The organism is Pseudomonas sp. Os17 (assembly GCF_001547895.1).
GTDB lineage: Bacteria > Pseudomonadota > Gammaproteobacteria > Pseudomonadales > Pseudomonadaceae > Aquipseudomonas.
On sequence record NZ_AP014627.1, the window covers coordinates 3,800,320 to 3,821,871 of the forward strand.

Annotated in this window: 20 protein-coding genes; 14 read left to right on the forward strand and 6 right to left on the reverse strand. The window is 66.6% G+C overall.

What is annotated here, in order from left to right; genetic code table 11:
* The first annotated feature begins 186 nt into the window (after window positions 1–186).
* From POS17_RS16520 to POS17_RS16540, 5 genes are read left to right on the forward strand one after another with little or no spacing between them, the layout of a single operon-like run.
* On the forward strand, window positions 187–720 hold the full coding sequence (locus tag POS17_RS16520; RefSeq protein WP_060839573.1) for a 2,4'-dihydroxyacetophenone dioxygenase family protein: 534 nt from the start codon (window positions 187–189) through the stop codon (window positions 718–720).
* Between the two features lie 34 nt (window positions 721–754).
* Window positions 755–2,020: an MFS transporter gene (locus POS17_RS16525; protein WP_060839574.1), complete on the forward strand. Its 1,266-nt coding sequence runs from the start codon at window positions 755–757 to the stop codon at window positions 2,018–2,020.
* Window positions 2,017–3,081 (forward strand): 2,3-butanediol dehydrogenase, encoded by a 1,065-nt coding sequence (locus POS17_RS16530; protein WP_060839575.1) that lies wholly within the window; start codon window positions 2,017–2,019, stop codon window positions 3,079–3,081. Before POS17_RS16525 ends, POS17_RS16530 begins: the two co-directional genes overlap by 4 nt.
* 51 nt (window positions 3,082–3,132) lie before the next feature.
* Complete coding sequence (locus POS17_RS16535; protein WP_060839576.1) at window positions 3,133–4,434, forward strand: carbohydrate porin; 1,302 nt, start codon at window positions 3,133–3,135, stop codon at window positions 4,432–4,434.
* Window positions 4,435–4,468: 34 nt separating this feature from the next.
* Complete coding sequence (locus POS17_RS16540) at window positions 4,469–6,130, forward strand: GMC family oxidoreductase (protein WP_060839577.1); 1,662 nt, start codon at window positions 4,469–4,471, stop codon at window positions 6,128–6,130.
* Window positions 6,131–6,139: 9 nt separating this feature from the next.
* On the opposite strand, the gene POS17_RS16545 is transcribed toward POS17_RS16540, so the two are convergent.
* Both POS17_RS16545 and hpaA read right to left on the reverse strand, forming a co-directional pair.
* The gene (locus POS17_RS16545) at window positions 6,140–7,231 is read right to left on the reverse strand and encodes a DUF1176 domain-containing protein (RefSeq protein ID WP_060839578.1); all 1,092 of its coding nucleotides are present in this window, start codon (window positions 7,229–7,231) and stop codon (window positions 6,140–6,142) included.
* A gap of 122 nt (window positions 7,232–7,353) precedes the next feature.
* The gene (hpaA, locus tag POS17_RS16550) at window positions 7,354–8,283 is read right to left on the reverse strand and encodes a 4-hydroxyphenylacetate catabolism regulatory protein HpaA (protein WP_060839579.1); all 930 of its coding nucleotides are present in this window, start codon (window positions 8,281–8,283) and stop codon (window positions 7,354–7,356) included.
* A gap of 206 nt (window positions 8,284–8,489) precedes the next feature.
* Here hpaA and POS17_RS16555 point away from each other — a divergent pair, with 206 nt between their 5' ends.
* From POS17_RS16555 to hpaI, 8 genes are all read left to right on the forward strand, one after another.
* Window positions 8,490–9,149 (forward strand): fumarylacetoacetate hydrolase family protein, encoded by a 660-nt coding sequence (locus POS17_RS16555; protein WP_060839580.1) that lies wholly within the window; start codon window positions 8,490–8,492, stop codon window positions 9,147–9,149.
* Window positions 9,150–9,158: 9 nt separating this feature from the next.
* Window positions 9,159–9,959 (forward strand): fumarylacetoacetate hydrolase family protein, encoded by an 801-nt coding sequence (locus POS17_RS16560; RefSeq protein WP_060839581.1) that lies wholly within the window; start codon window positions 9,159–9,161, stop codon window positions 9,957–9,959.
* The gene (gene hpaE / locus POS17_RS16565) at window positions 9,960–11,420 is read left to right on the forward strand and encodes a 5-carboxymethyl-2-hydroxymuconate semialdehyde dehydrogenase (protein WP_060839582.1); all 1,461 of its coding nucleotides are present in this window, start codon (window positions 9,960–9,962) and stop codon (window positions 11,418–11,420) included.
* A 54-nt stretch (window positions 11,421–11,474) separates the two neighbouring features.
* Window positions 11,475–12,326, forward strand: a complete 852-nt coding sequence (hpaD, locus tag POS17_RS16570; protein WP_060839583.1) for a 3,4-dihydroxyphenylacetate 2,3-dioxygenase — start codon at window positions 11,475–11,477, stop codon at window positions 12,324–12,326.
* Window positions 12,327–12,461: 135 nt separating this feature from the next.
* Window positions 12,462–12,851, forward strand: a complete 390-nt coding sequence (locus tag POS17_RS16575) for a 5-carboxymethyl-2-hydroxymuconate Delta-isomerase (RefSeq protein ID WP_060839584.1) — start codon at window positions 12,462–12,464, stop codon at window positions 12,849–12,851.
* 162 nt (window positions 12,852–13,013) lie between these two features.
* On the forward strand, window positions 13,014–14,321 hold the full coding sequence (locus POS17_RS16580) for an MFS transporter (protein ID WP_060839585.1): 1,308 nt from the start codon (window positions 13,014–13,016) through the stop codon (window positions 14,319–14,321).
* Window positions 14,322–14,323: 2 nt separating this feature from the next.
* Complete coding sequence (hpaH, locus tag POS17_RS16585) at window positions 14,324–15,127, forward strand: 2-oxo-hept-4-ene-1,7-dioate hydratase (protein ID WP_060839586.1); 804 nt, start codon at window positions 14,324–14,326, stop codon at window positions 15,125–15,127.
* A gap of 10 nt (window positions 15,128–15,137) precedes the next feature.
* Window positions 15,138–15,938, forward strand: a complete 801-nt coding sequence (gene hpaI, locus POS17_RS16590; RefSeq protein ID WP_060839587.1) for a 4-hydroxy-2-oxoheptanedioate aldolase — start codon at window positions 15,138–15,140, stop codon at window positions 15,936–15,938.
* A 201-nt stretch (window positions 15,939–16,139) separates the two neighbouring features.
* Here hpaI and POS17_RS16595 read toward each other — a convergent pair whose 3' ends face one another.
* Window positions 16,140–17,282 (reverse strand): glycerate kinase, encoded by a 1,143-nt coding sequence (locus POS17_RS16595; RefSeq protein ID WP_060839588.1) that lies wholly within the window; start codon window positions 17,280–17,282, stop codon window positions 16,140–16,142.
* Between the two features lie 401 nt (window positions 17,283–17,683).
* Window positions 17,684–18,814 carry a sugar diacid recognition domain-containing protein gene (locus tag POS17_RS16600; protein ID WP_060839589.1) on the reverse strand — a complete coding sequence of 377 codons (1,131 nt, stop codon included), beginning with the start codon at window positions 18,812–18,814 and terminating at the stop codon, window positions 17,684–17,686.
* A gap of 155 nt (window positions 18,815–18,969) precedes the next feature.
* On the opposite strand from POS17_RS16600, the gene POS17_RS16605 reads away from it, so the two are divergent.
* Window positions 18,970–20,280, forward strand: a complete 1,311-nt coding sequence (locus POS17_RS16605; protein WP_060839590.1) for an MFS transporter — start codon at window positions 18,970–18,972, stop codon at window positions 20,278–20,280.
* A gap of 63 nt (window positions 20,281–20,343) precedes the next feature.
* On the opposite strand, the gene POS17_RS16610 is transcribed toward POS17_RS16605, so the two are convergent.
* A complete protein-coding gene (locus POS17_RS16610; protein ID WP_060839591.1) occupies window positions 20,344–20,754 on the reverse strand; it encodes a hypothetical protein in 411 nt (136 codons plus the stop codon).
* Complete coding sequence (locus POS17_RS16615) at window positions 20,751–21,482, reverse strand: SDR family oxidoreductase (RefSeq protein WP_060839592.1); 732 nt, start codon at window positions 21,480–21,482, stop codon at window positions 20,751–20,753. Before POS17_RS16615 ends, POS17_RS16610 begins: the two co-directional genes overlap by 4 nt.
* Window positions 21,483–21,552: the final 70 nt, after the last annotated feature.

Genomic DNA, 21,552 nt, shown 5'->3' on the forward strand with positions numbered 1-21,552 from the left:
CGAGCGCCTGGACGCCCTTGGCGCATCGCTGGCTGCGGTCGGAAAAATCTCGTCCGAAACAGGCAAACAATGGGTCCGATCCGAGCAAACCCGTTGCCCGGCCTCCCCCTAAAGTCGGCGCTGTAGCTGCCATGACAGCCCTTGCGGCAGCCCGGGTTCCCCCTATGACCAGCATCGAGATCAACCATGCCTGAAGCCGCCACCCGTGAATTCTGGAAAGACCTGCAGCCCATCGCCCACTGCTTCAAGCCCGACGCCAAGCCCGAGGTCTACCTGCCGAATGCTGCCAGCGACGACCTGAGCCTGTACGTGCCCTTCACCGAAACCGTGTCGTCGCGGCCGCTATGGATTTCCCCCAGCGAGAACCGCTGGTGCGACATCCTCATGGCCCGCAGCGCCGGGCTGGTCAACCGCCATTACCACCCCCACGAAGTCTTCGCCTACACCCTGTCCGGCAAGTGGGGCTACCTGGAGCACGAATGGACCGCCAGCGCCGGCGACTTCGTCTACGAGACGCCGGGCGAAGGCCACACCCTGGTGGCCTACGAGCATGAACAACCGATGCGGGTGTTCTTCATCGTCAAGGGCCCGCTGATCTGGCTCGACCAACAGGGCGAGCCCGACGGTTATTTCGACGTGCATTCCTACATTGCCCTGTGCCGCGAACACTACGAAAAGATCGGCCTGGGCGCGGCCCATATCGACACCCTGTTTCGCTGATCGACGTTGCTCACGCCTCCTTTGGAGAACCACCATGGCTTATAAAAACAACAAGGCCGGTTACCAGAACACCTTGCTCGGGGTGCTGTTCCTGACCTTCGGCTTCGTCTTTTTCGATCGTCTGGCGCTGTCTTTCCTGTTCCCCTTCATGGCCGACGAACTGCAATTGAGCAACAGCCACCTGGGCATGCTGTCGTCGGTACTGGCCCTGGCCTGGGCCGTGTCCGGGGCCCTGGTAGGCGCCTGGTCAGACCGCAGCGGCAGGCGCAAGCCGCTGCTGATCGTCGCGGTGCTCCTGTTTTCCCTGTGTTCGGCGCTTTCCGGGCTGGTCACCGGCTTCCTCAGCCTGCTGCTGTTTCGCGCCATCATGGGCCTGGCGGAAGGGCCGATCCTGCCCTTGTCGCAATCCTTGATGGTGGAGGCTTCATCGCCCCAACGCCGGGGCCTGAACATGGGCCTGCTGCAAGGCTCGGCGGCGGGCCTGCTGGGGGCGGTGATCGGCCCGCCGGTGCTGATCGCCCTGGCCGAAGCCTATGGCTGGCGCCACGCCTTCATCGTCTCGCTGCTTCCGGGGCTGCTGATCGCCCTGCTGATCTGGCGCTTCGTGCAGCCCGACCGGCCGCCCAGCGCGCCCCAGGTCGAGGCGCACCCGAGCCAGGGCGGCGGACAGCGGCTGGCCCTGCTGCAAAGCCGCAATATCGTGCTCTGCACCCTGATCAGTTGCGTGTTCCTGACCTGGTTCATCATCCTGATTTCCTTTACCCCGACCTTTCTGGTCAAGGTCCGCGACTACAGCCCGGCCAGCATGGGCACGGTGATGAGCTGCCTGGGCGGCGCCTGGGTGGTGTGGGGCTTCGGCGTGCCGGCGATCTCCGACCGCATCGGCCGGCGACCGACCCTGGTGCTGTTCTCGCTGATCGCCGCCTGCTGCCCGATCGCCCTGCTCTACGCCACCTCACCCTGGATGCTCGGCGCACTGATGCTGCTGACCTACACCGGCCTGGGCTGCTTCACCCTGTTCATGGCCACCATCCCGGCGGAAACCGTGCCCCGGGAGGTGATGGCCACCGCCCTGGGCATGATCATGGGCATCGGCGAACTGGTGGGCGGCTTCGTCGCCCCGACCCTCGCCGGCTTCGCCGCCGACCGCTTCGGCCTGTCCATCGTCATGTGGATGTCCTGTGGCGGCGCCTTGCTGGCAGCGCTACTGGCGCTGTTTCTCAAGGAAACCGCTCCGGCGGTGCTGGCCCGTCAACAGCGCCAGCACACCTCCTCTGTCCTGCAAGGAAACCAGCCATGAACGCACTGCGTTGGCACGCCGCCCGGGACCTGCGCCTGAGCCAGGTGCAACTGCGCCAGCCCGGCACCGGGGAAGTCCTGTTGCAGGTCGCCTACTGCGGTATCTGCGGCAGCGACCTGCATGAATACGCCGACGGGCCGCACTCGATTCCCCATCAGGAGGCCCATCCGCTGTCAGGCTGCCGGGCGCCACTGACCCTGGGCCATGAGTTCTGCGGTCAGGTGGTAGCCCTGGGCCCCGGTGTCGATCCGAGCCTGCTAGGGCAGCGGGTGGCGGTGGAGCCGGAGTACCGCTGCGGCGAATGCCAATACTGCCGCATGGGCCAGTACAACCTCTGTGAATCCATGGGCTTTATCGGCCTGATGGGCGACGGCGGTTTTGCCGAGCAGGCCCTGGTGCCCGCCTACATGCTGCACCGGTTGCCAGAGCGCGTCAGCTTCAAACAGGCCGCCGTGCTGGAGCCGGCGGCGGTGGCCTACCACGCCCTGAACCAGAGCAGCCTGCTGGCCGGCGACAGTTGTGTGGTGTTCGGGCTGGGGCCCATCGGCCTGTTGCTGGTCCTGCTCGCACGGCTGCGGGGCGTGGAGCGTATCTACGCCGTGGACCTGGACCCCGAGCGCCGGCGCCTGGCCCTGGAACTGGGCGCCAGCGCCGCCCTGGACGGCGCCGACCCACAGCTGCAGGAGCGCCTGCGGCAACTGAGCGACGGCGGCCTCGACACAGCCTTCGAGGCCGCCGGCAGCCAGCAGACCCTGAGTCATGCCCTGCACTGCCTGCGCAAGGGCGGCGAGGCCGTGCTGGTGGGCCTGATGGGCCAAGTGCAGTTAGACGCCTTCCACCTGGTGAACCACGAACTGCGCCTGCTCAGCAGCGTCGGCTACCGCCATGTGTACCCCGAACTGATCGAGCTGCTGGCCAGCGGACGCCTGGACCTGTCGCGGCTGGTGACCCGCTGCCTGGCCCTGGAGCAGGCGGTGGAACAGGGCTTCGAGGCGCTGTTGCACGACAAGAGTCAGATCAAGGTGCTGGTCAACCCGACGCCGGCCCTGGCCGAGGCCTGACCCATCGCTTTCAACACTCAAGACAAAAACAACAAGAAACGAGTACCCGACATGAATGCTTCCTATGCGCTGTGCCCGCTGCTGGCAGCCTTGCTGCTGCCCCTTGATGGCTTCGCCGATGCCCCGGCTGCGCCCCGCAGCGGGCCGCTGTCCGGCCTTGGCGACTACCTGGCCGACCAGGGCATTACGCCCCATGTGCAGTTTCTCAGCCTGGCGATGAAGAACCTCGACACTGGCCCGCGGCCCCACAGCTTCGGCAACAGCGGCGACCTGTTCGTCGGCGCCGATATCGACCTGGGCACCTTGGCCGGCCTGGACGGCGCGGCGCTGCACGTCGAGCAGACCCTGTTCATCCTCGACCAGCAGACCGGCGTGCCCACCTCGCGCAACTGGCAAGGCGCCGCCGGCAGCTACTTTGGCGGCGCGCCGATCCACAACGACCTCACCAGCCACCAGCTGAGCCTGTTGACCTACCAGCAGACCTGGCTCGACGGCCGGGTCGACCTGAGCCTGGGGCGGACCAACGCGCGGCGCTATTTCTATATCTACAACTGCGAAAGCACCGTCACCTGCAACGACCCGATCATCGACTCTTCCACCGGCATCCTGCCGCCGCCCTACGGCAGTTGGGGCGGCTACCTGAAGTACCAGCTGACGCCCCAGTGGTACGTGCACGGCGGCGCCTTCGAGTCCAACCCGGTGGACTACCTGAAGGAACGCAAGGGCCTGGATTTCAGCACCGACGACGCCAGCGGCACCAGCCTGCTGCTGGGCATCGGCCGCCAGAACCAAGAGGCCTACAGCGCCCACTACGAGCTCAACGGCTACTACAACACCTCCAAACAGGTGGATCCGCTGACCGGGGCCACCGCATTCGGCAGCGGCGGCGCCTTCTTCAAGTTCCAGCAGGCACTATGGCGCGCCGACGCCGGCACCGGCACCGCGCCCCAGGCCCTGCTGCTGTTCGGTTCGCTGTCGGCGGCGGCCGACGACAAACAGCCCTTCAGCCAGTTCGCCGAAGCCGGGCTGACCTATCTGGCGCCCTTCGACCGGCCCCGGGACAAGCTCAACCTCAAGGCCAGCTACCTGCGCCTCAACGATCACCAACTGCGTTTCCAGCAACAGGCACGCAGCGCCAACGGCGGCGACCCGCGCCTGGGCGAGCGCAATGTCTATGCCCTGGAAGCCAACGCCCACATCGCCCTGACCCGGCAACTGGCGGTGGAACCCAGCGTTCAGTACCTGATCAACCCGGACAATTTCTACAACCCCGAAGCCCGCGAGCTGAGCGGCAACGGCTTTGTCGTCGGCCTGCAAGTGACCCTCGACGTCGGTGCGCTGCTGGGGTTGTGAGCTGGATCTTTGTGACTGCCCAGGAGGTATCCCCATGACTGAACACACCACGCAAACCTTCGACTACATCGTGGTCGGCGCCGGCTCCGCCGGTTGCGTGCTGGCCAACCGGTTGTCCGCCGATCCCAAGCTTCAGGTGTGCCTGATCGAGGCTGGCCCCAGCGACCGCAGCCTGCTGCCGGCGGCCTATGTGCGCACACCGGCGGGGATCATCCGCCTGATCGCCAACCCGCGCTGGAACTGGATGCATCAATTCAGCCCCCAGGCCGCCAGCGGCGACGTGCCGATCCCCTGCCCCCGCGGCCGGGTCTGGGGCGGCTCCAGCACCATCAACGGCATGATCTACATCCGTGGTCACCGGCAGGACTTCGACCGCTGGGCCGCCGCCGGCAACCAGGGCTGGAGCCACGACGAGCTGCTGCCCTACTTCAAGCGTTCGGAGCATTTCGAACCTGGGGATTCGCCCTGGCACGGCCGGCACGGCGAGCTCAACGTCGCCGAACAGCGCAGCCCGAGCCCGGTCAACCAGGTGTTCTATGAGGCGGCCACGGAGCTGGGCTGGCGCTACAACCCGGATTTCAACGGCCCGGAACAGGAAGGCTTCGGGCCCTTCCATGTCACCCAGGTCAACGGCGAGCGTTGCAGCGCGGCCCGGGCCTTCCTGCACCCGATCCTGCAGCGGCCGAACCTGACCGTCCTGAGCAACACCCTGACCCACCGGGTGCTGCTGCAAGGCACTCGCGCCAGCGGCGTGGAGATCAGCCAGGACGGCCAGGTGCGGCAATTGCAGGCGCGCCGGGAAGTGATTCTCTGCGCCGGGGCGATCAACTCGCCGCAGTTGCTGCTGCTCTCGGGCATCGGCCCGGCGGAGGAACTCAAACCCCACGGCATCCTGCCGCGCCACCCGTTGCCCGGGGTCGGCCTGAACCTGCAGGACCACCAGGACATCGTGCTGATGTACCGCAGCGACCCAGAGCTGGGCTACGGCCTTTCGCCCAAGGGCCTGTTGCCCCTGGCCCGTTCGCCCTGGCAATACCTGACCCGGCGCCAGGGCCCGCTGACGTCGAACACCGTGGAGTCCGGGGCCTTTCTGCGCCTTACGCCCGAAGACCCGGTGCCGGAGCTGGGGCTGATCGTCGCCCCGGCCCTGAAGAACCAGCCCCAGCGCCTGATTCCGGTGGGCCATGGCATCAGCCTGCATGTGGCGGTGATGCATCCGCAAAGCCGAGGTCGGGTGCGCCTGAACTCCGCCGATCCCCACGACAAACCGCTGATCGAGGCCAACTTTCTCAGCCACCCGGAGGACTTGCGCAAACTGGTGGCCGGCTTGCGCCTGGTGCGCCAGCTGGCCGCGACCCAGGCCTTCTCCCGGCGCCTCAAGGGCGAACTGCTGCCCGGCCCGCAGGTGCAGAGCCAGGAGCAGATCGAGCAATGGATCCGCCAGCACCTGGGCACGGTGTTCCACCCGGTGGGCAGCTGCAAGATGGGCCATGACGAACTGGCGGTGGTGGACGATCAACTGCGGGTCCACGGCCTGCAGGGACTGCGGGTGGCGGACGCCTCGATCATGCCGAGCCTGCTCACCGGCAACACCAACGCGGCGGCGATCATGATCGGGGAAAAGGCCGCCGACCTGCTGCTGGGCTCGTCACTGGCACAGCCGAGCGCCGAGCCCCAGGGCCACGCGTGCGCCTGAGGCCAGGGTTCAGGGGCGCTTCGGCGCCTCGGCACTCCAGAGCACCGGCCAGTTGTCATAGCCCAGGCCACTGCAATTGGGCATGCGCCGGTAGTCGGTGAGCTGGAAGGCCTGGCCGTCGAAGTGCCAGCTGGCCATTTCCCCGCAGTCGCCGATCCCGCGGCCCATGAGGAAACTGCTGAGCGTCCCGGTTTCGGGGTCATAGTTGATGCCGCCGGTATGGTCGACGCTGCCGTCCGGCAATGCCTGCATCAGCAGGGGCTGTAGCGCATAGGGCGCGGTGCGCGAGCGGCTGCTGATGTCGAACAGGCAGATATAGGCGCCGCAGTCGGAGAACTCGAACAACAGCGCCTGCTGCGCCGTCAGCGGATAGAGCTCGATGCGCGCAGGCATGACGTAGTCGTCGTCCTCTTCCGACTTGGGCGGAGGCAGTGTTTTCTGCACCGCCGCCCGCAGCCCCCTGCGCTCCCGGGCACTGAGCGGCGTCACCCTGGGATGGGGGCGCAGCGCCGGGGCCGCCTGGACCCTGGGCACCGCGCTGGCCGGTTGTTCGCCGGGCGTGGCCAGGGCGCTGAGCGTGCCCTGGCGGTGCTGCACCTGATCGACCTGTTGCAGCAATTCGGCCAGCCCGGTCAGAAGCACCCGGGCCGGTTGCGCCCCCGGCAGTTCCAGCACCTGCCCGCTGCGCAACCGCGCCAGCCATTGCCGGGCCAGGGCCTGATCGTCAACCCGGTAATACTGCTGCTGCCGGGTACTGTCGGGGGCTTCCACTTCCTGCACCAGCGCCGCCAGCAAGGCGGGCTCCAGCGGGCGGCCGTCCAGGCGCAGCGCGTTGGGCTCGATAGGCGCGCCCTGGTGCTCCAGTTGCAGCTGCAGCCGGCCTTCGGGACCGGCCTGGCTGCGGATGATCAGGGTCAGGTGGTTGACCGGCTCGGCAAACCCGATGTTCGGCGTGTAGAGCAGCTGGCAGTCGCGGCGGTTGTCGCAGGCGCTGATCCAGCCCTGCTGCTGCACCCACAGCGGGGTCAGTTCCGGCAGCTCCTGGGCCAGGCAGGGAGCGGCGCCAAGCACCAGCGAAGACAGCACAGCGGGACGCAGCATGACGACACTCCTGGTCAGACAAAGGCGCGGATTCTGCCACGCTCGCCCAGGTTCGAATACCGCCATCGCCAGCGCCCCGGGGCGAGGCATCGCAGCCGCGCCGAACGGCCCGGCGCCAGCGCTCAAGGGCCTGGCGCGTCGGCCCCTGGCGGGTTCGTCTGGGCCTGGCGCGCGCGGTATTCCCCCGGCGCGGTCTTGGCGTAACGCTGGAAGAAGCGGCTGAAATAGGCCGGGTCCTTGAAGCCCAGCTGGTAGCAGATTTCATTCACCGAACTGGCGGTGAACAGCAGCAGGCGCTTGGACTCCTGCATCAGGCGCTCGTACACCAGGCGCTTGGACGGCAGGTCGGCAATGCGTCGGCAGACGTCGTTGAGCCGCGCCTCGGTCACCCCCAGGGTGCTGGCGTAACGCGCCAGGGGCCAGTGCTCCAGGTAGCGGGCCTCGATCAGCTCGTTGAAGCGATGGAAGATCTGCAGGTCTTCGTGGCGCGCCGGACGGGCCGTCAGGGAATTCGCCGAAAGCCTGAGCAGGCTGATCATCAGCAGCCGGGTCAGGGCTTCCAGGGCCGGCTCGCGCCCCGCGTCCTGCCCGGCGATTTCCTGCTGCAACTCACGGAACAGGCACTCCAGGCGCCGCACCTCGCCGGCGAACTGCGGCCCCAGCCGCGCCAGGGCCACGCAGGCCGGTGGCACCAGCGGCGCGGGGGCCAGCGTCGGATCGGCGCCGATCAGCTCCCACACCAACTGCTGGCGCACGGTGAGCACGTGGCCCTCGCTGTCGGCCTCGGTGACAAAGGCATGGGGAATGGTCGGCGGGGTGAGAAAGAACATCGGCCCCGACTCCAGGTACTGCTGGTCGTCCAGATAGACCCGCACCGCGCCGCTTTGCACGTAATGCACCTGGAAGAAGCGGTCGTGGCGATGCACCGGCATGTTGCGGCCGAAGAAGCCGGCCAGGTTGCTGAGCTTGTCGTAATGCACCTGGGCATCGGCGTAACGCTGATCGTAGACCTGGCCGATGTTGATGTTGGGAATGGGTTGACGTGGGTTCATGGCACCCTTCTGTTTTTATTTTTCAGCACGCAAAGCGTTGGCATCCTGCGCGATTCGCGGCTTGCCCGCCAGGGCATGAGGCAATAGTTCGGACCGTCGCTTGACGATTGTTAACATATTAAATATAACGTTAATACATTAACGAATTCACCCCGCCAGCGGCAAGCGCACAGCGGGGTCCGACACCAGGAACCAGGAGACGCTCGATGAGCCGTGCACTGAACGATCACGCCGGCGGCACCCTGTTCGGCGTTGCGCTGAACTACCAGGGCTTGCTGCAGAGCCATCTGCAAAGCTTCACCCAGCCGCCCTACCAGAAGCCTCCGGTGAAGCCGGTGCTGTTCATCAAGACCCCCAACACCCGCAACAGCCATGAAGCACCGGTGGTGTTTCCCAAGGACGTCGAGCGCCTGCAACCGGGCCCGGCCCTGGGGGTTGTGATCGGCAAGCGTGCCAGCCGGGTGCGCCTGGAGGACGCCCTGGAGCATGTGGCCGGCTACACCATCGTCAACGAGTTCAGCCTGCCGGAAGACAGCTACTACCGCCCGGCGGTCAAGGCCAAGTGCCGCGACGGCTTCTGCGCCATCGGCCCGGAGCTGGTGCCGGCCGCCCAGATCAGCGATCCCCACGATCTGAGCCTGGAGCTGTTCGTCAACGGCGAGCGGGTGCAGCACAACAGCACCGCCAACCTGGTGCGCAACATCCCCCAGCTGATTGCCGAGATCAGCGAATTCATGACCCTGCATGCCGGAGACGTGCTGATCACCGGCACCCCCGAGGGCCGGGTCGATGTGCGGCCCGGCGACCGGGTCGAAGTACAGATCAGCGGCCTGGGCCGTCTGGCCAACAGCATCGTTGCCGAATAAGGAACCGACATGAAACACGCGCGCATCCGCTATCAGGGCCAGGTCCACGACGCTCGGGTCACCGGCCCCAACACCCTGCAATTGGAGGACGGCCGGGTCCTGGCCGAAGACCAGGTGCAGTGGCTGCCGCCGGCCACCGGCACCCTGTTCGCCCTGGGCCTGAACTACGCCGACCACGCCGCCGAACTGGCCTTCAAGCCGCCCACCGAGCCCCTGGTGTTCATCAAGTCGCCGGGCACCTACACCGGCCACAAGCAGGTGACCTGGCGCCCGGACAACGTCGCCTACATGCACTACGAGTGCGAGCTGGTGGCGGTGATCGGCAAGACCGCGCGCAACGTCAAGCGCGAGGACGCCCTGGACTACCTGGCCGGCTACACCCTGTGCAACGACTACGCGATCCGCGATTACCTGGAGAACTACTACCGGCCCAACCTGCGGGTGAAGAACCGCGACGCCACCACCCCGGTGGGTCCGTGGATCATCGACGTGGCCGAGGTGCCCGAGCCCAACAAGCTGACCCTGCGCACCTGGGTCAACGGCGAGCTGCGCCAGCAAGGCAGCACCGCCGACATGATCTTCGACATCCCCTACCTGATCGAATACCTGTCCAGCTTCATGACCCTGCAACCGGGGGACATGATCGCCACCGGCACCCCCGAAGGCCTCAGCGATGTAGTGCCCGGCGATGAGGTGGTGGTGGAGATCGAAGGCATTGGCCGGCTGGTCAACCGCATCGTCAGCGAAAGCGAATTCTTCACCCATCACGCCCAACCAGAACCCACCACCGCGGCCAAGGAGCACGCATAAATGATCAAGCACTGGATCAACGGCCGCGAATTCGAAAGCCGTGAAGTCTTCACCAACTACAACCCCGCCACCGGCGAAGCCATTGGCGAGGTGGCCAGCGGCGGCGCCGAGGAGATCGCCCAGGCGGTAGCGGCGGCCAAGGATGCCTTTCCGAAATGGGCCAATACCCCGGCCAAGGAGCGCGCCCGGCTGATGCGCCGCCTGGGCGCCCTGATCGAGGAGAACGTGCCGCACCTGGCGGAGCTGGAAACCCTGGACACCGGGTTGCCGATCCACCAGACCCGCAACGTGCTGATTCCCCGGGCCTCGCACAACTTCGACTTCTTCGCCGAGGTCTGCACCCGCATGGATGGCCACAGCTATCCGGTGGACGACCAGATGCTCAACTACACCCTGTACCAGCCGGTGGGCGTCTGCGCCCTGGTGTCGCCATGGAACGTGCCGTTCATGACCGCCACCTGGAAGACCGCGCCCTGCCTGGCCCTGGGCAACACCGCGGTACTGAAGATGAGCGAACTGTCGCCGCTGACCGCCAACGAGCTGGGCCGGCTGGCGGTGGAAGCCGGGATTCCCGCCGGGGTGCTGAACATCGTCCAGGGCTACGGCGCCACCGCCGGCGATGCCCTGGTGCGCCACCCGGACGTGCGGGCGATCTCCTTCACCGGCGGCACTGCCACCGGCAGGAAGATCATGCAGACCGCCGGCCTGAAGAAGTACTCCATGGAACTGGGGGGCAAGTCGCCGGTGCTGATCTTCGAGGACGCCGACCTGGAACGGGCCCTGGACGCCGCGCTGTTCACCATCTTTTCCCTGAACGGCGAACGCTGCACCGCCGGCAGCCGGATCTTCATCCAGGAAAGCGTCTACCCGCAGTTCGTCAAGGAATTCGCCGCCCGGGCCAAGCGACTGATCGTCGGTGATCCGCAAGACCCCAAGACCCAGGTCGGTTCGATGATCACCCAGGCCCACTACGACAAGGTCACCGGCTACATCCGCATCGGCCTGGAAGAAGGCGCGACCCTGCTGGCCGGCGGCCTGGAACGTCCGGCCAACCTGCCGGCACACCTGGCTCGCGGGCAGTTCATCCAGCCTACGGTGTTCGCCGACGTCGACAACCGGATGCGCATCGCCCAGGAAGAGATCTTCGGCCCGGTGGTGTGCCTGATCCCGTTCAAGGACGAGGCCCAGGCCCTGCAGCTGGCCAACGACACCGAGTACGGCCTGGCCTCCTACATCTGGACCCAGGACATCGGCAAGGCCCATCGCCTGGCCCGGGGCATCGAGGCCGGCATGGTGTTCATCAACAGCCAGAACGTCCGCGACCTGCGCCAGCCCTTCGGTGGCGTCAAGGGCTCGGGCACCGGCCGCGAAGGCGGCGAATACAGCTTCGAGGTGTTTGCCGAGATCAAGAACGTCTGCCTCTCCATGGGCAGCCATCACATCCCGCGCTGGGGCGTGTAAGGTTTACAACCGTCCCGGATCACGCCAACAAGAAGATGTTTCAGGAGAAGCACCATGGGCGAAGTCGTCATGGCCGCCAAGGTCTGCCACGTTCCATCGATGTACCTGTCCGAACTGCCGGGCAAGCACCACGGCTGCCGTGAGGCGGCCATTGCCGGGCACAAGGAAATCGCCCGCCGCGCCCGGGCGCTGGGGGCCGACACCGCGGTGGTGTTCGATGTGCACTGGCTGGTCAACAGCGGTTACCACATCAACTGTGGTGAAGCCTTCAACGGCACCTACACCAGCAACGAGCTGCCGCACTTCATCAAGAACATGACCTACGACTACCAGGGCTGCCCGGAGCTGGGGGAGCTGATCGCCGCCGAGGCCAACGCCGCCGACGTGCGTACCCTGGCCCACAACATCCCCAGCCTGGAGCTGGAGTACGGCACCCTGGTGCCCATGCGCTACATGCACATGGACGTACCCGCCGCCGAGCACTTCAAGGTGGTGTCGATCGCGGCCTGGTGCGCCTGGCACAAACTCGAAGACAGCTTCACCTTCGGCGCCGCGGTGCGCCGGGCGATCGAAAAGAGCGAGCGCAAGGTCCTGGTGCTGGCGTCCGGCTCCCTGTCCCACCGTTTCTCCAACGACCGCGAAGCCGAGGCCAACATCCACAACTGGACCCGGGAATTCGACAAGCAGGTGGACCAGCGGGTGGTGGAGCTGTGGCAGCAGGGTCGCTTTCGCGAGTTCTGCGCCATGCTCCCGGACTACGCCAGCAGTTGCCATGGCGAAGGCGGCATGCACGACACGGCAATGCTCCTGGGGCTGTTGGGCGGGCCTGAACACAACCGCCCGGCGGAGATCGTCACGCCGCTGTTCGGCAGCTCCGGCACCGGCCAGATCAACGCCATTTTCTAGAAGCAGCAGCAAGCTTCCAGCCACAAGCTGCAAGACCACATCGACAGCAGCGGCAAGTCGCCAATCTACAGCCGCAAGAGAACCCTCTTGCAGCTTGTAGCTTGCCGCTTGCCGCTGCCTCCGAAGGAGGCCTCCGTGCCGCATTTCATCGCTGAGTACACCGACAACATCGAACAGGCCGCCGACCTGCCGGGGCTGTTCACCAAGGTTCATGACTACCTGGGTGCCACGGGCGTGTTCCCCCTGGGCGGCATTCGCAGCCGCGGGGTGCGCCTGGACACCTGGCGCATGGCCGACGGCAAGCACGACTACGCCTTTGTCCATATGCGCCTGCAGGTGGGTGCCGGTCGTGACCTGGCCACCCGGCGCCAAGTGGCCGAGGGGCTGTTCGAGATCATCAAGGCGCACTTCGCCGAGCTGCAGGCCCAGCGTTTGCTGGCCCTGTCGTTCGAGATGAGCGAGCTGGAGGCCGAGCTGAACTTCAAGCACAACAACGTGCATGAGTTCCTGCGCGGACAGGCCTGAGCATTGTGCCGGCCCTTTCGCCGGCAAGCCGGCTCCTACACAACGCCCATGCCACCCGTAGGAGCTGGCTTGCCAGCGAACAGGCCCGCAAGCCAGGCGCCAGCCCCGAGGCAGACTTCGCTGGCATGCCGACCCACACAAGAACAATAACGAGATCTCCCCATGTCCCATCCCGCAATCGCCGAGGCTCCTGTGGCCGAGGTCAACGACTGCTATCGCAAGATCACCTGGCGGCTGATGCCGCTGTTGTTCGTCTGCTACATCTTCGCCCACCTGGACCGCATCAATATCGGCTTCGCCAAGTTGCAGATGACCCAGGACCTGGGCTTCAGCGACAGCGTCTACGGCCTCGGCGCCGGGCTGTTCTTTGTGGCCTATGCGCTGTTCGGGGTGCCCAGCAACCTGGCCCTGGAGCGGGTCGGACCACGGCGCTGGATCGCCTTGCTGATGCTGGTCTGGGGCCTGCTGTCCAGTGCCCTGATGCTGGTGGACAGCGCCTGGGGCTTCTATGTGCTGCGCTTTCTGCTGGGGGTTGCCGAAGCAGGCTTCTTCCCCGGCATCCTGGTGCTGCTCAACCGCTGGTTCCCGGCCAGCCGCCGGGGTCAGGTGACCGCGCTGTTCGCCATCGCGGTACCCATGGCCGGGGTCATCGGTGGCCCCTTGTCGGGCTGGATCCTGGAAAGCTTCCACGACTTTGGCGGCCTGCGCGGCTGGCAGTGGATGTTCCTGATCGAAGGCCTGCCGGTGGTCCTGTTGGGGCTGGTGGTGCTCAAGGCCCTGCCGGAAAGCATCGAGCAGGTGGACTGGCTGACCCCGGCGCAGAAAACCTGGCTGCGCCAGGCCCTGCAACAGGAAGAACAGCGCAAATCGATCACCCGCTTCAGCGGCATCCTCAAGGATCGCCACGTCTGGCTGCTGGTGTGCATCTACTTCGCGGTGATGCTGGCGGTGAACACCATCGCCTTCTGGATGCCGACCCTGATCCATCACGCCGGTATCGCCCGGGACAGCAATGTCGGCCTGCTCAGTGCCCTGCCCTATCTGGCCGGCTGCCTGTTCATGCTCGGCATCGGCCGCTCTTCGGACCGCCTGCGCGAGCGCCGCTGGCATTTGGCGATACCGCTGCTGATGTCCAGCCTCGGCCTGATCCTCACCGGTCTGGCCCCGGGCAACCCGTGGCTGGTGATGTTCGGCCTGTTGGTGGCCGGCATGGGCGCCAGTGCCGCGTTGCCGATGTTCTGGCAACTGCCGCCGGCCTTTCTGGCCAGCAACACCCAGGCCGCGGGCATCGCCCTGATCAGTTCCTTCGGCAGTGTGGCCGCCTTCCTCGCGCCCTACCTGATCGGCGTGGTGCGCGACGCCACGCAAAGCGCCAGCCTGGCCCTCTATGCCCTGTCCCTGCTGATCGCCCTGGGCGCCTGGCTGGTGCTGCGGGTGCCGGCCCATATCGTCAACCCTCAGGAGAAATAACCATGCTCAGCCCCTCGGATATCCAGGAAGCCGCCGCGCGCCTGAATGCCGCCGAACGCAGCCGCGAACAGATCGGCCAGTTGTCCCTGCAATACCCCGACATCAGCATCGAGGATGCCTACGCCATCCAGCGCAGCTGGGTGCAACAGAAGATCCGCGACGGGCGCAAGCTGGTGGGCCACAAGATCGGCCTGACATCGCGGGCGATGCAGGTGTCGTCGAACATCACCGAGCCGGATTTCGGCGCCCTGCTGGACGACATGCTGTTCGATGAAGGCACGGACATTCCCTTCCAGCGCTTTATCGTGCCGCGGGTCGAGGTGGAGCTGGCGTTCATCCTCGGCAAGCCCTTGAAAGGCCCCCACTGCACCCTGTTCGATGTGCTGGACGCCACCGACTGGGTGATCCCGGCCCTGGAGATCATCGACGCCCGCATCCAGCAGGTGGACCCGCAGACCCAGGCCACACGCAAGGTGTTCGACACCATCTCCGACAACGCCGCCAACGCTGGGGTGGTGATGGGCGGCCGCGCCGTGCGCCCCGGGGATGTGGACCTGCGCAAGGTGCCGGCGGTGCTCTACCGCAATGGCGTGATCGAGGAGTCCGGGGTGTCCGCGGCGGTGCTCAACCACCCGGCCAAGGGCGTGGCCTGGCTGGCCAACAAGCTGGCGGCCCATGACGTCGGCCTGGAAGCCGGGCAGATCATTCTCGGCGGCTCTTTTACCCGCCCGGTGGCGGCCCGTCCCGGGGATGTCTTCCACGTGGACTACGATCAGTTGGGCAGCATTGCCTGCCGCTTTGTCTGAGGAGACGGCCATGGATATGCCACTGAACCTGTTCAAACAACGCCTGCAACACAGCGAACCGCAGATCGGCCTGTGGTTGGGGCTGGCGGACGGCTACTGCGCCGAACTGGCGGCCAACGCCGGTTTCGACTGGCTGCTGCTGGACGGCGAACACGCCCCCAACGACCTGCGCAGCCTGCTGGCGCAGTTGCAGGCCATCGCCCCCTACCCAGCCCAGGGCATCATCCGCCCACCGATCGGCGACACCGCGCTGATCAAGCAATTGCTGGACATCGGCGCCCAGACCCTGCTGATCCCCATGGTCGAAAGCGCCGAGCAGGCGCGCCAGCTGGTGCGCGCCATGCACTATCCGCCGCGGGGGGTGCGTGGCGTGGGCAGCGCCCTGGCCCGGGCGTCGCGCTGGAACAACATCGCCGACTACCTGGACCGGGCCGATGAACAGATGTGCCTGCTGGTGCAGGTGGAGAACCTCGAAGGCCTGCGCAACCTGGATGAAATCCTCGCGGTGGACGGCGTCGATGGCGTGTTCATCGGCCCGGCGGACCTGTCCGCGGCCATGGGCCATCGCGGCAACCCCGGGCACCCGGACGTGGTGGCCGCGATTGAAGACGCCATCGTGCGGATTCGTCGAGCGGGCAAGGCCGCAGGGATTCTCAGTGCCGATCAGCGCCTGGCGCGGCGCAGCATCGAACTGGGGGCCAACTTCGTAGCCGTGGGGGTGGATACCACGGTGTTGATGAAGGGCCTGCAAAGCCTGGTCGGCCAGTACAAAACCCTGGACACCCCCACCCGCGACGGCGGGGTCTACTGACGGGCGATGGCCGTAGGAGCCGGCTTGCCGGCAAAGGCGTTCTTGCGGGTGGTGCAAGGCTTGGCGGGCTCTTCGCTGGCAAGCCAGCTCCTACACGGGGGGCAAGGTTCGCGGGGCTTTTCCGTAGGAGCCGGCTTGCCGGCGAAGGCGTTCTCGCGGGTGGTGCAAGGCTTGGCGGGCTCTTCGCTGGCAAGCCAGCTCCTACAAGGCGTTGCGGGCCAGGCGCCAGACGCGGGCGATGTCGGCGGCGCGTTCGCGCAGCAGGCGCGGGGCCTCGCGGCAGGCCTGCTCCAGGCTCATGGGGCCTGAGGTCAGGGCGAAGGCTGCGTCCACGCCGTGGGCGTACATCTGCTGGTAACCCTCGCCAAGGGTGCCGGCAATCACGATCACCGGAACGCCCTGCTCCCGGGCAATGCGTGCGACGCCAAAGGGGGTCTTGCCGCGCAGGGTCTGGGCGTCAAAGCGGCCCTCACCGGTAATCACCAGATCGGCACCGCGCACGGCCTGTTCCAGGTCCACCAGTTCCGCCACCACTTCCACCCCCGGGCGAAATTGCGCGCCGAGGAACGCCTTGGCGGCAAACCCCAGGCCGCCAGCCGCGCCGCTGCCGGGTTCGTCACGCACGTCCTTGGGCAACACCTCGGCACACAGGTCGGCGAAGTGCCCCAGGGCCCGGTCCAGCGCTTGCACCTGTTGCGGCGTGGCACCTTTCTGCGGGCCGAAGATCGCCGAGGCACCGTGATCGCCACACAGCGGGTTGTTGACGTCGGCGGCGATTTCAAAGCGCACCCGGGCCAGACGCGGGTCCATGCCATCAGACTCAATGCCGGCCAGATCAGCCAGGGCCAGGCCGCCACGGGGCAGTGCCTGGCCCTGGCGATCCAGCAATTTGAGACCCAGAGCTTGCAGGGCCCCGGCGCCGCCATCGTTGGTGGCACTGCCCCCGATGGCCAGGATGATGCGTTGGGCCCCGGCATCCAGCGCGGCCAGGATCAGCTCCCCGGTGCCGAAGGTGCTGCTGTTACAGGCATCGCGTTGGTCCAGCTCCAGCAATTGCAGGCCACTGGCCTCGGCCATTTCGATGATCGCCGTGTGATTCTGGGGCAGCCAACCCCAGCGGGCTTCGACCGTCGCCCCCAGCGGCCCCTGGACCCGATGGCGGCGCAGTTGCCCGTCACAGGCGGCAAGAATCGACTCCACCGTGCCCTCGCCGCCGTCAGCCATCGGGCATTGACACAGCTCGGCATCGGGCCAGACCTCGGCCAGCCCCTGGGCAATGGCCTGGGCCACGCCTGCGGCATTCAGGCTGTCCTTGAACGAGTCGGGGGCGATGATGATCTTCATGGGGTGTTCTCCGGTTCTTGTGCCGCCATGCTGCCACTTGGCGCAGGCGCTGACCCCGGGCCGTTGCACAAGTCCGAGGGCGCTTTATTGTTCATTGCTACAACGGCGCAACCTCGCCTAGCGTTGAAACCGCTGCCGCAGGCTGCGAACGGGCGCGTAGCGCTCGCGAGGGTCTTGAAGGTGATACAGGTTTGACTGGAGATTGCCAAGCAAGGCCCTGCGGGCCTTTGCGCAGCTTCGCTGGAGCTCGGCAGCGGCTACAGGACTCTGTAGCCGCTGCCGCAGGCTGCGAACGGGCGCGTAGCGCTCGCGAGGGTCTTGAAGGCGATGCAGGTTTGGCTGGAGATTGCCAAGCAAGGCCCTGCGGGCCTTTGCGCAGCCTCGCTGAAGCTCGGCAGCGGCTACAGGGGATTGTGTTGAGCCGTGTTGGGGGGCAGCAATTGCACCCCCAGGTACAGAGCCAGCATGCCGTCCAGGCGCAAGGGGTCGACGCCGCTGAGTTCGGCGATGCGCTCCATGCGGTAGCGCAGGCTGTTGCGGTGGATGCCCAGGGCGTCGGCGCAGGCCTGGCTCTGGCCATCGTGGTCGCACCAGCTGCGCAGGGTCGCCAGCAACTGGCCGTTGCTGTCCTTGGCCAGCACCTTGCGCAACGGGGTCAGCAACTCGTCCAGGGCGTCGTCGTTGCGGTGGCGCCAGAGCATCACCGGCAGGCGGTAGCGGTTGAGGGTCAGCAGGCGCGAGTCCGGCAGCAGGTCGCGGCCGTAGGCCAGCAGGTCGCTGACCCGGCGATAGCAACGGCGCAATCCGGCCAGGCCATCGGCCTGCCCGCCCACGGCAACCCGCAGGATGTTCCAGCCCTGGCCGTCGAGTTTTTCCAGCAGCCGCGGGTTGTCCAGGCCGAGGTTCGCCGGGCGACACCAGAGCAGGGAAGTCTTCGACGAACTGACGCACCAGCTGTCCGGGTAGCGGCTCATCAGCCAGGCGCTGAGGGTCTCGACGCCCTGCCCCACGGGCTGTTCCGGCGCCAGTTCGAACAGGTAGGGCGTGCGCGCCAGTTGCGGCTTGAGGCCCATCTGCCGGGCTTCGTCCACCAGGCGCGGGGAGTCGCCGCCGTCGCTCAGGAGCAGGGCCAGCAGATCGTCGCAACGCTGGCGCCGCCATTGCTGCTCGGCCTGCTGGTGACGCTGGCCCACCAGCATCTCGGCGGTCATGCGCACCAGTTCGGCGTAGGTACGCAGCAAGGCCGGATCGCCGGTGATGCCCAGCACCCCGATCAGCCGCTGGTCGTGCAGCAGCGGCAGATTGATCCCCGGTTGCACGCCCTTGAGCCGCTGCGCGGTGGGCGCGTCGATCTCCACCACCCGACCGTTGGCCAGCACCAGTTGCGCGCCTTCATGCCGGGTGTTGATCCGCTCCGGCTCGCCGCTGCCGAGGATCAGGCCCTGGCTGTCCATGACATTGACGTTGTAGGGCAGGATGGCCATCGCGCGGTCGACGATGTCCTGCGCCAGGTCATGATCGAGTTCGAACATAGGGAGAGGATCCTTGGACATTGTTCAGTGGCACAGGGGCCGTGGCCAATCGCTGTGCGCCGGCACAAAGACAGCGACCGCGGCGTGACCGAGACTCTCGGGGCGGTCAACGTTACCCTTGCACCGCGAAAAATCATAATAAAGAGAGACACACCATGTCACAGAGCGCCGCTGTCCCACTGGCCCAGGCTGACGACAAGAACGCCGTCTACAAGCGCATCACCCTGCGCCTGATCCCCTTCATTTTCGTCTGCTACCTGTTCAACTACCTCGACCGGGTCAACGTCGGCTTTGCCAAGCTGCAGATGCTCGACGCCCTGAAGTTCAGCGAGACGGTCTACGGCCTGGGGGCCGGGATCTTCTTCATCGGCTACGTGCTATGCGGCGTGCCGAGCAACCTGGCGCTGAACCGGTTCGGCCCGCGGCGCTGGATCGCGCTGATGATGATCACCTGGGGCACCCTGTCCACCTGCCTGCTGTTCGTCACCACGCCGACCCAGTTCTATACCCTGCGCCTGTTCACCGGGGCCGCCGAAGCCGGGTTCTTCCCCGGGGTGGTGCTGTACCTCTCGCAGTGGTTCCCGACCTTTCGCCGGGGCCGGATCATGGCCCTGTTCATGTCGGCGATCCCGGTGTCCGGCTTGCTCGGCAGCCCGTTCTCCGGCTGGATCCTCAACCATTTCGCCGCCGGGCAAGGCGGCCTCGCCGGCTGGCAGTGGATGTTCCTGCTGCAGGGCATTCCCACGGTGGTACTGGGCGCCCTGGCATTCTTCCTTCTCAGCGACAGCTTCGCCCATGCCAAGTGGCTGACACCCGCTGAACGCGCAGTGCTGGCCGCCGACCAGGCCAGCGACGCCGCCAACCAGCCGAAAACCGCCAGCGACTCCCTGGCCGCGGTGTTCAATAACCCGGCGATCTGGGCCTTCGGCCTGATCTACTTCTGCATCCAGAGCGGGGTCTACGCGATCAACTTCTGGCTGCCGTCGATCATCAAGAACCTGGGCTTTGCCGACAACCTGGTGATCGGTTGGCTGAGCGCCATTCCCTACCTGCTGGCGGCGGTGTTCATGCTGCTGGTGGGGCGCTCGGCGGATCTGCGCAAGGAGCGCCGCTGGCACCTTGTCGTACCGATGCTGATGGGCGCCGTGGGCCTGCTGATCGCGGTGAATTTTGCCGCCACCCCGGCCCTGGCCATCCTCGGCCTGACCCTCGCCACCATGGGCGCCCTCACCGGCCTGCCGATGTTCTGGCCGGTGCCCACGGCCCTGCTCAGTGCCGGCGCGGCGGCCGGCGGCCTGGCGCTGATCAACTCCATGGGCCAGATGGCCGGCTTTCTCAGCCCCTACCTGGTCGGTTGGGTCAAGGACAGCACCGGCTCCACCGATGCCGCGCTGTACCTGCTGGCGGCGGTCATTGTCGGCGGCAGCCTGCTGGCCCTGCGCATGACCCGCACCCTGAACCGCTGAGCCGCGGCAACGCCAAAAGCCCGTTCGAGCCCAGGCTGGAACGGGCTTTTTTCAGCGCCGGCGTCAATCCGGCGCACCGGCGTGCCGGGTGTAATCGTGACTGATGGTCAACGCCCCGGCCGCCGGAGCATCCAGCTCCAGCACCAGCCCCCCGGGCAGACGGACGAAGATCTGCCAGATGCCGTCTTCCGGCACCTGCGCCACTTGATGCTCCAGGCCACTGGCTTGCACCCGCCGCAATACCGCTTCGGCCGCCTCCTGGGTGCTGAAGGCGATATGGCTCAGTTGCGGCTCGGGGCTGTCGGCCTGCTCGATGACGTGAACCAGCGCCTGCCGGTCCTGATACAGCCAGCGCCCGGGAAAGGGAAACGGCGGGCGCCGTCCCCTTTGCAGCCCCAGCAAGTTGGCGAACGCCGCCTGCAACGCCTCGCCCTCGGCGACGTTGAACGCCAGGTGGTCGAAGCGCCAGTTCACAGCAGGCCACCGCCATCGACGTCGATCAGGCTGCCGCTGATAAAACCGTTTTCCATGGCCAGGATAAAGGCCGCGGCGATGTCGTCCGGCTGGCCGACACGGCCCACCGGCAGGCTGGCGGCCGTGCGCGCGAACATCGCCTGACGAGCCTCCTCGGACATCCCGGCATAGGCTTCGGTGGCGGTGACCCCGGGGCTGATGACATTCACCCGACGTGGCGCCAGCTCCTTGGCCAGGTGCTTGCCCAGGGCTTCGAGGGCGGCATTGAGGGTGGTCTTGAGCACCTGCCCGGGGACCATTTTGCGCGACAGCAGGCCCGAGGTCAGGCTGATGCTGCCGTGCGGCGCCAGATGGGGCAGCGCCGCCTGGACCGCGCGCCACACGCCCCAGAACTTCACCTCGAACGCCCGCTGGGCCTCCAGCAGATCGGTGTCGGCCAGGGGCTTGGCGGTGATCGCCGGACCGGCACTGATCACCAGATGGTCAAAGGCCCCCACGCTGCTGAACAGATCGCGGACGCTGGCGGCATCGGTGATATCCACGACGAGGCTGCGGGCCGATGCCGGCAACTGCGCCTGCTGGCGCTGCAGGGCATCGAGGCTGCGCCCGGCCAGCACCACCCGGGCACCCCGTTCAGCGGCCTGACGGGCCACCGCGGCGCCAATGCCGCTGCCGGCGCCGATCACCACCACGGTCTGCCCGGCCACGCTTGAGTTGGAAAGAGTCATTGCGATCACCTGTTGCGATTGAAAGTGATTGCATCTTCCCAGCTTGCCAATCGAGGAAAAATACCGCTAA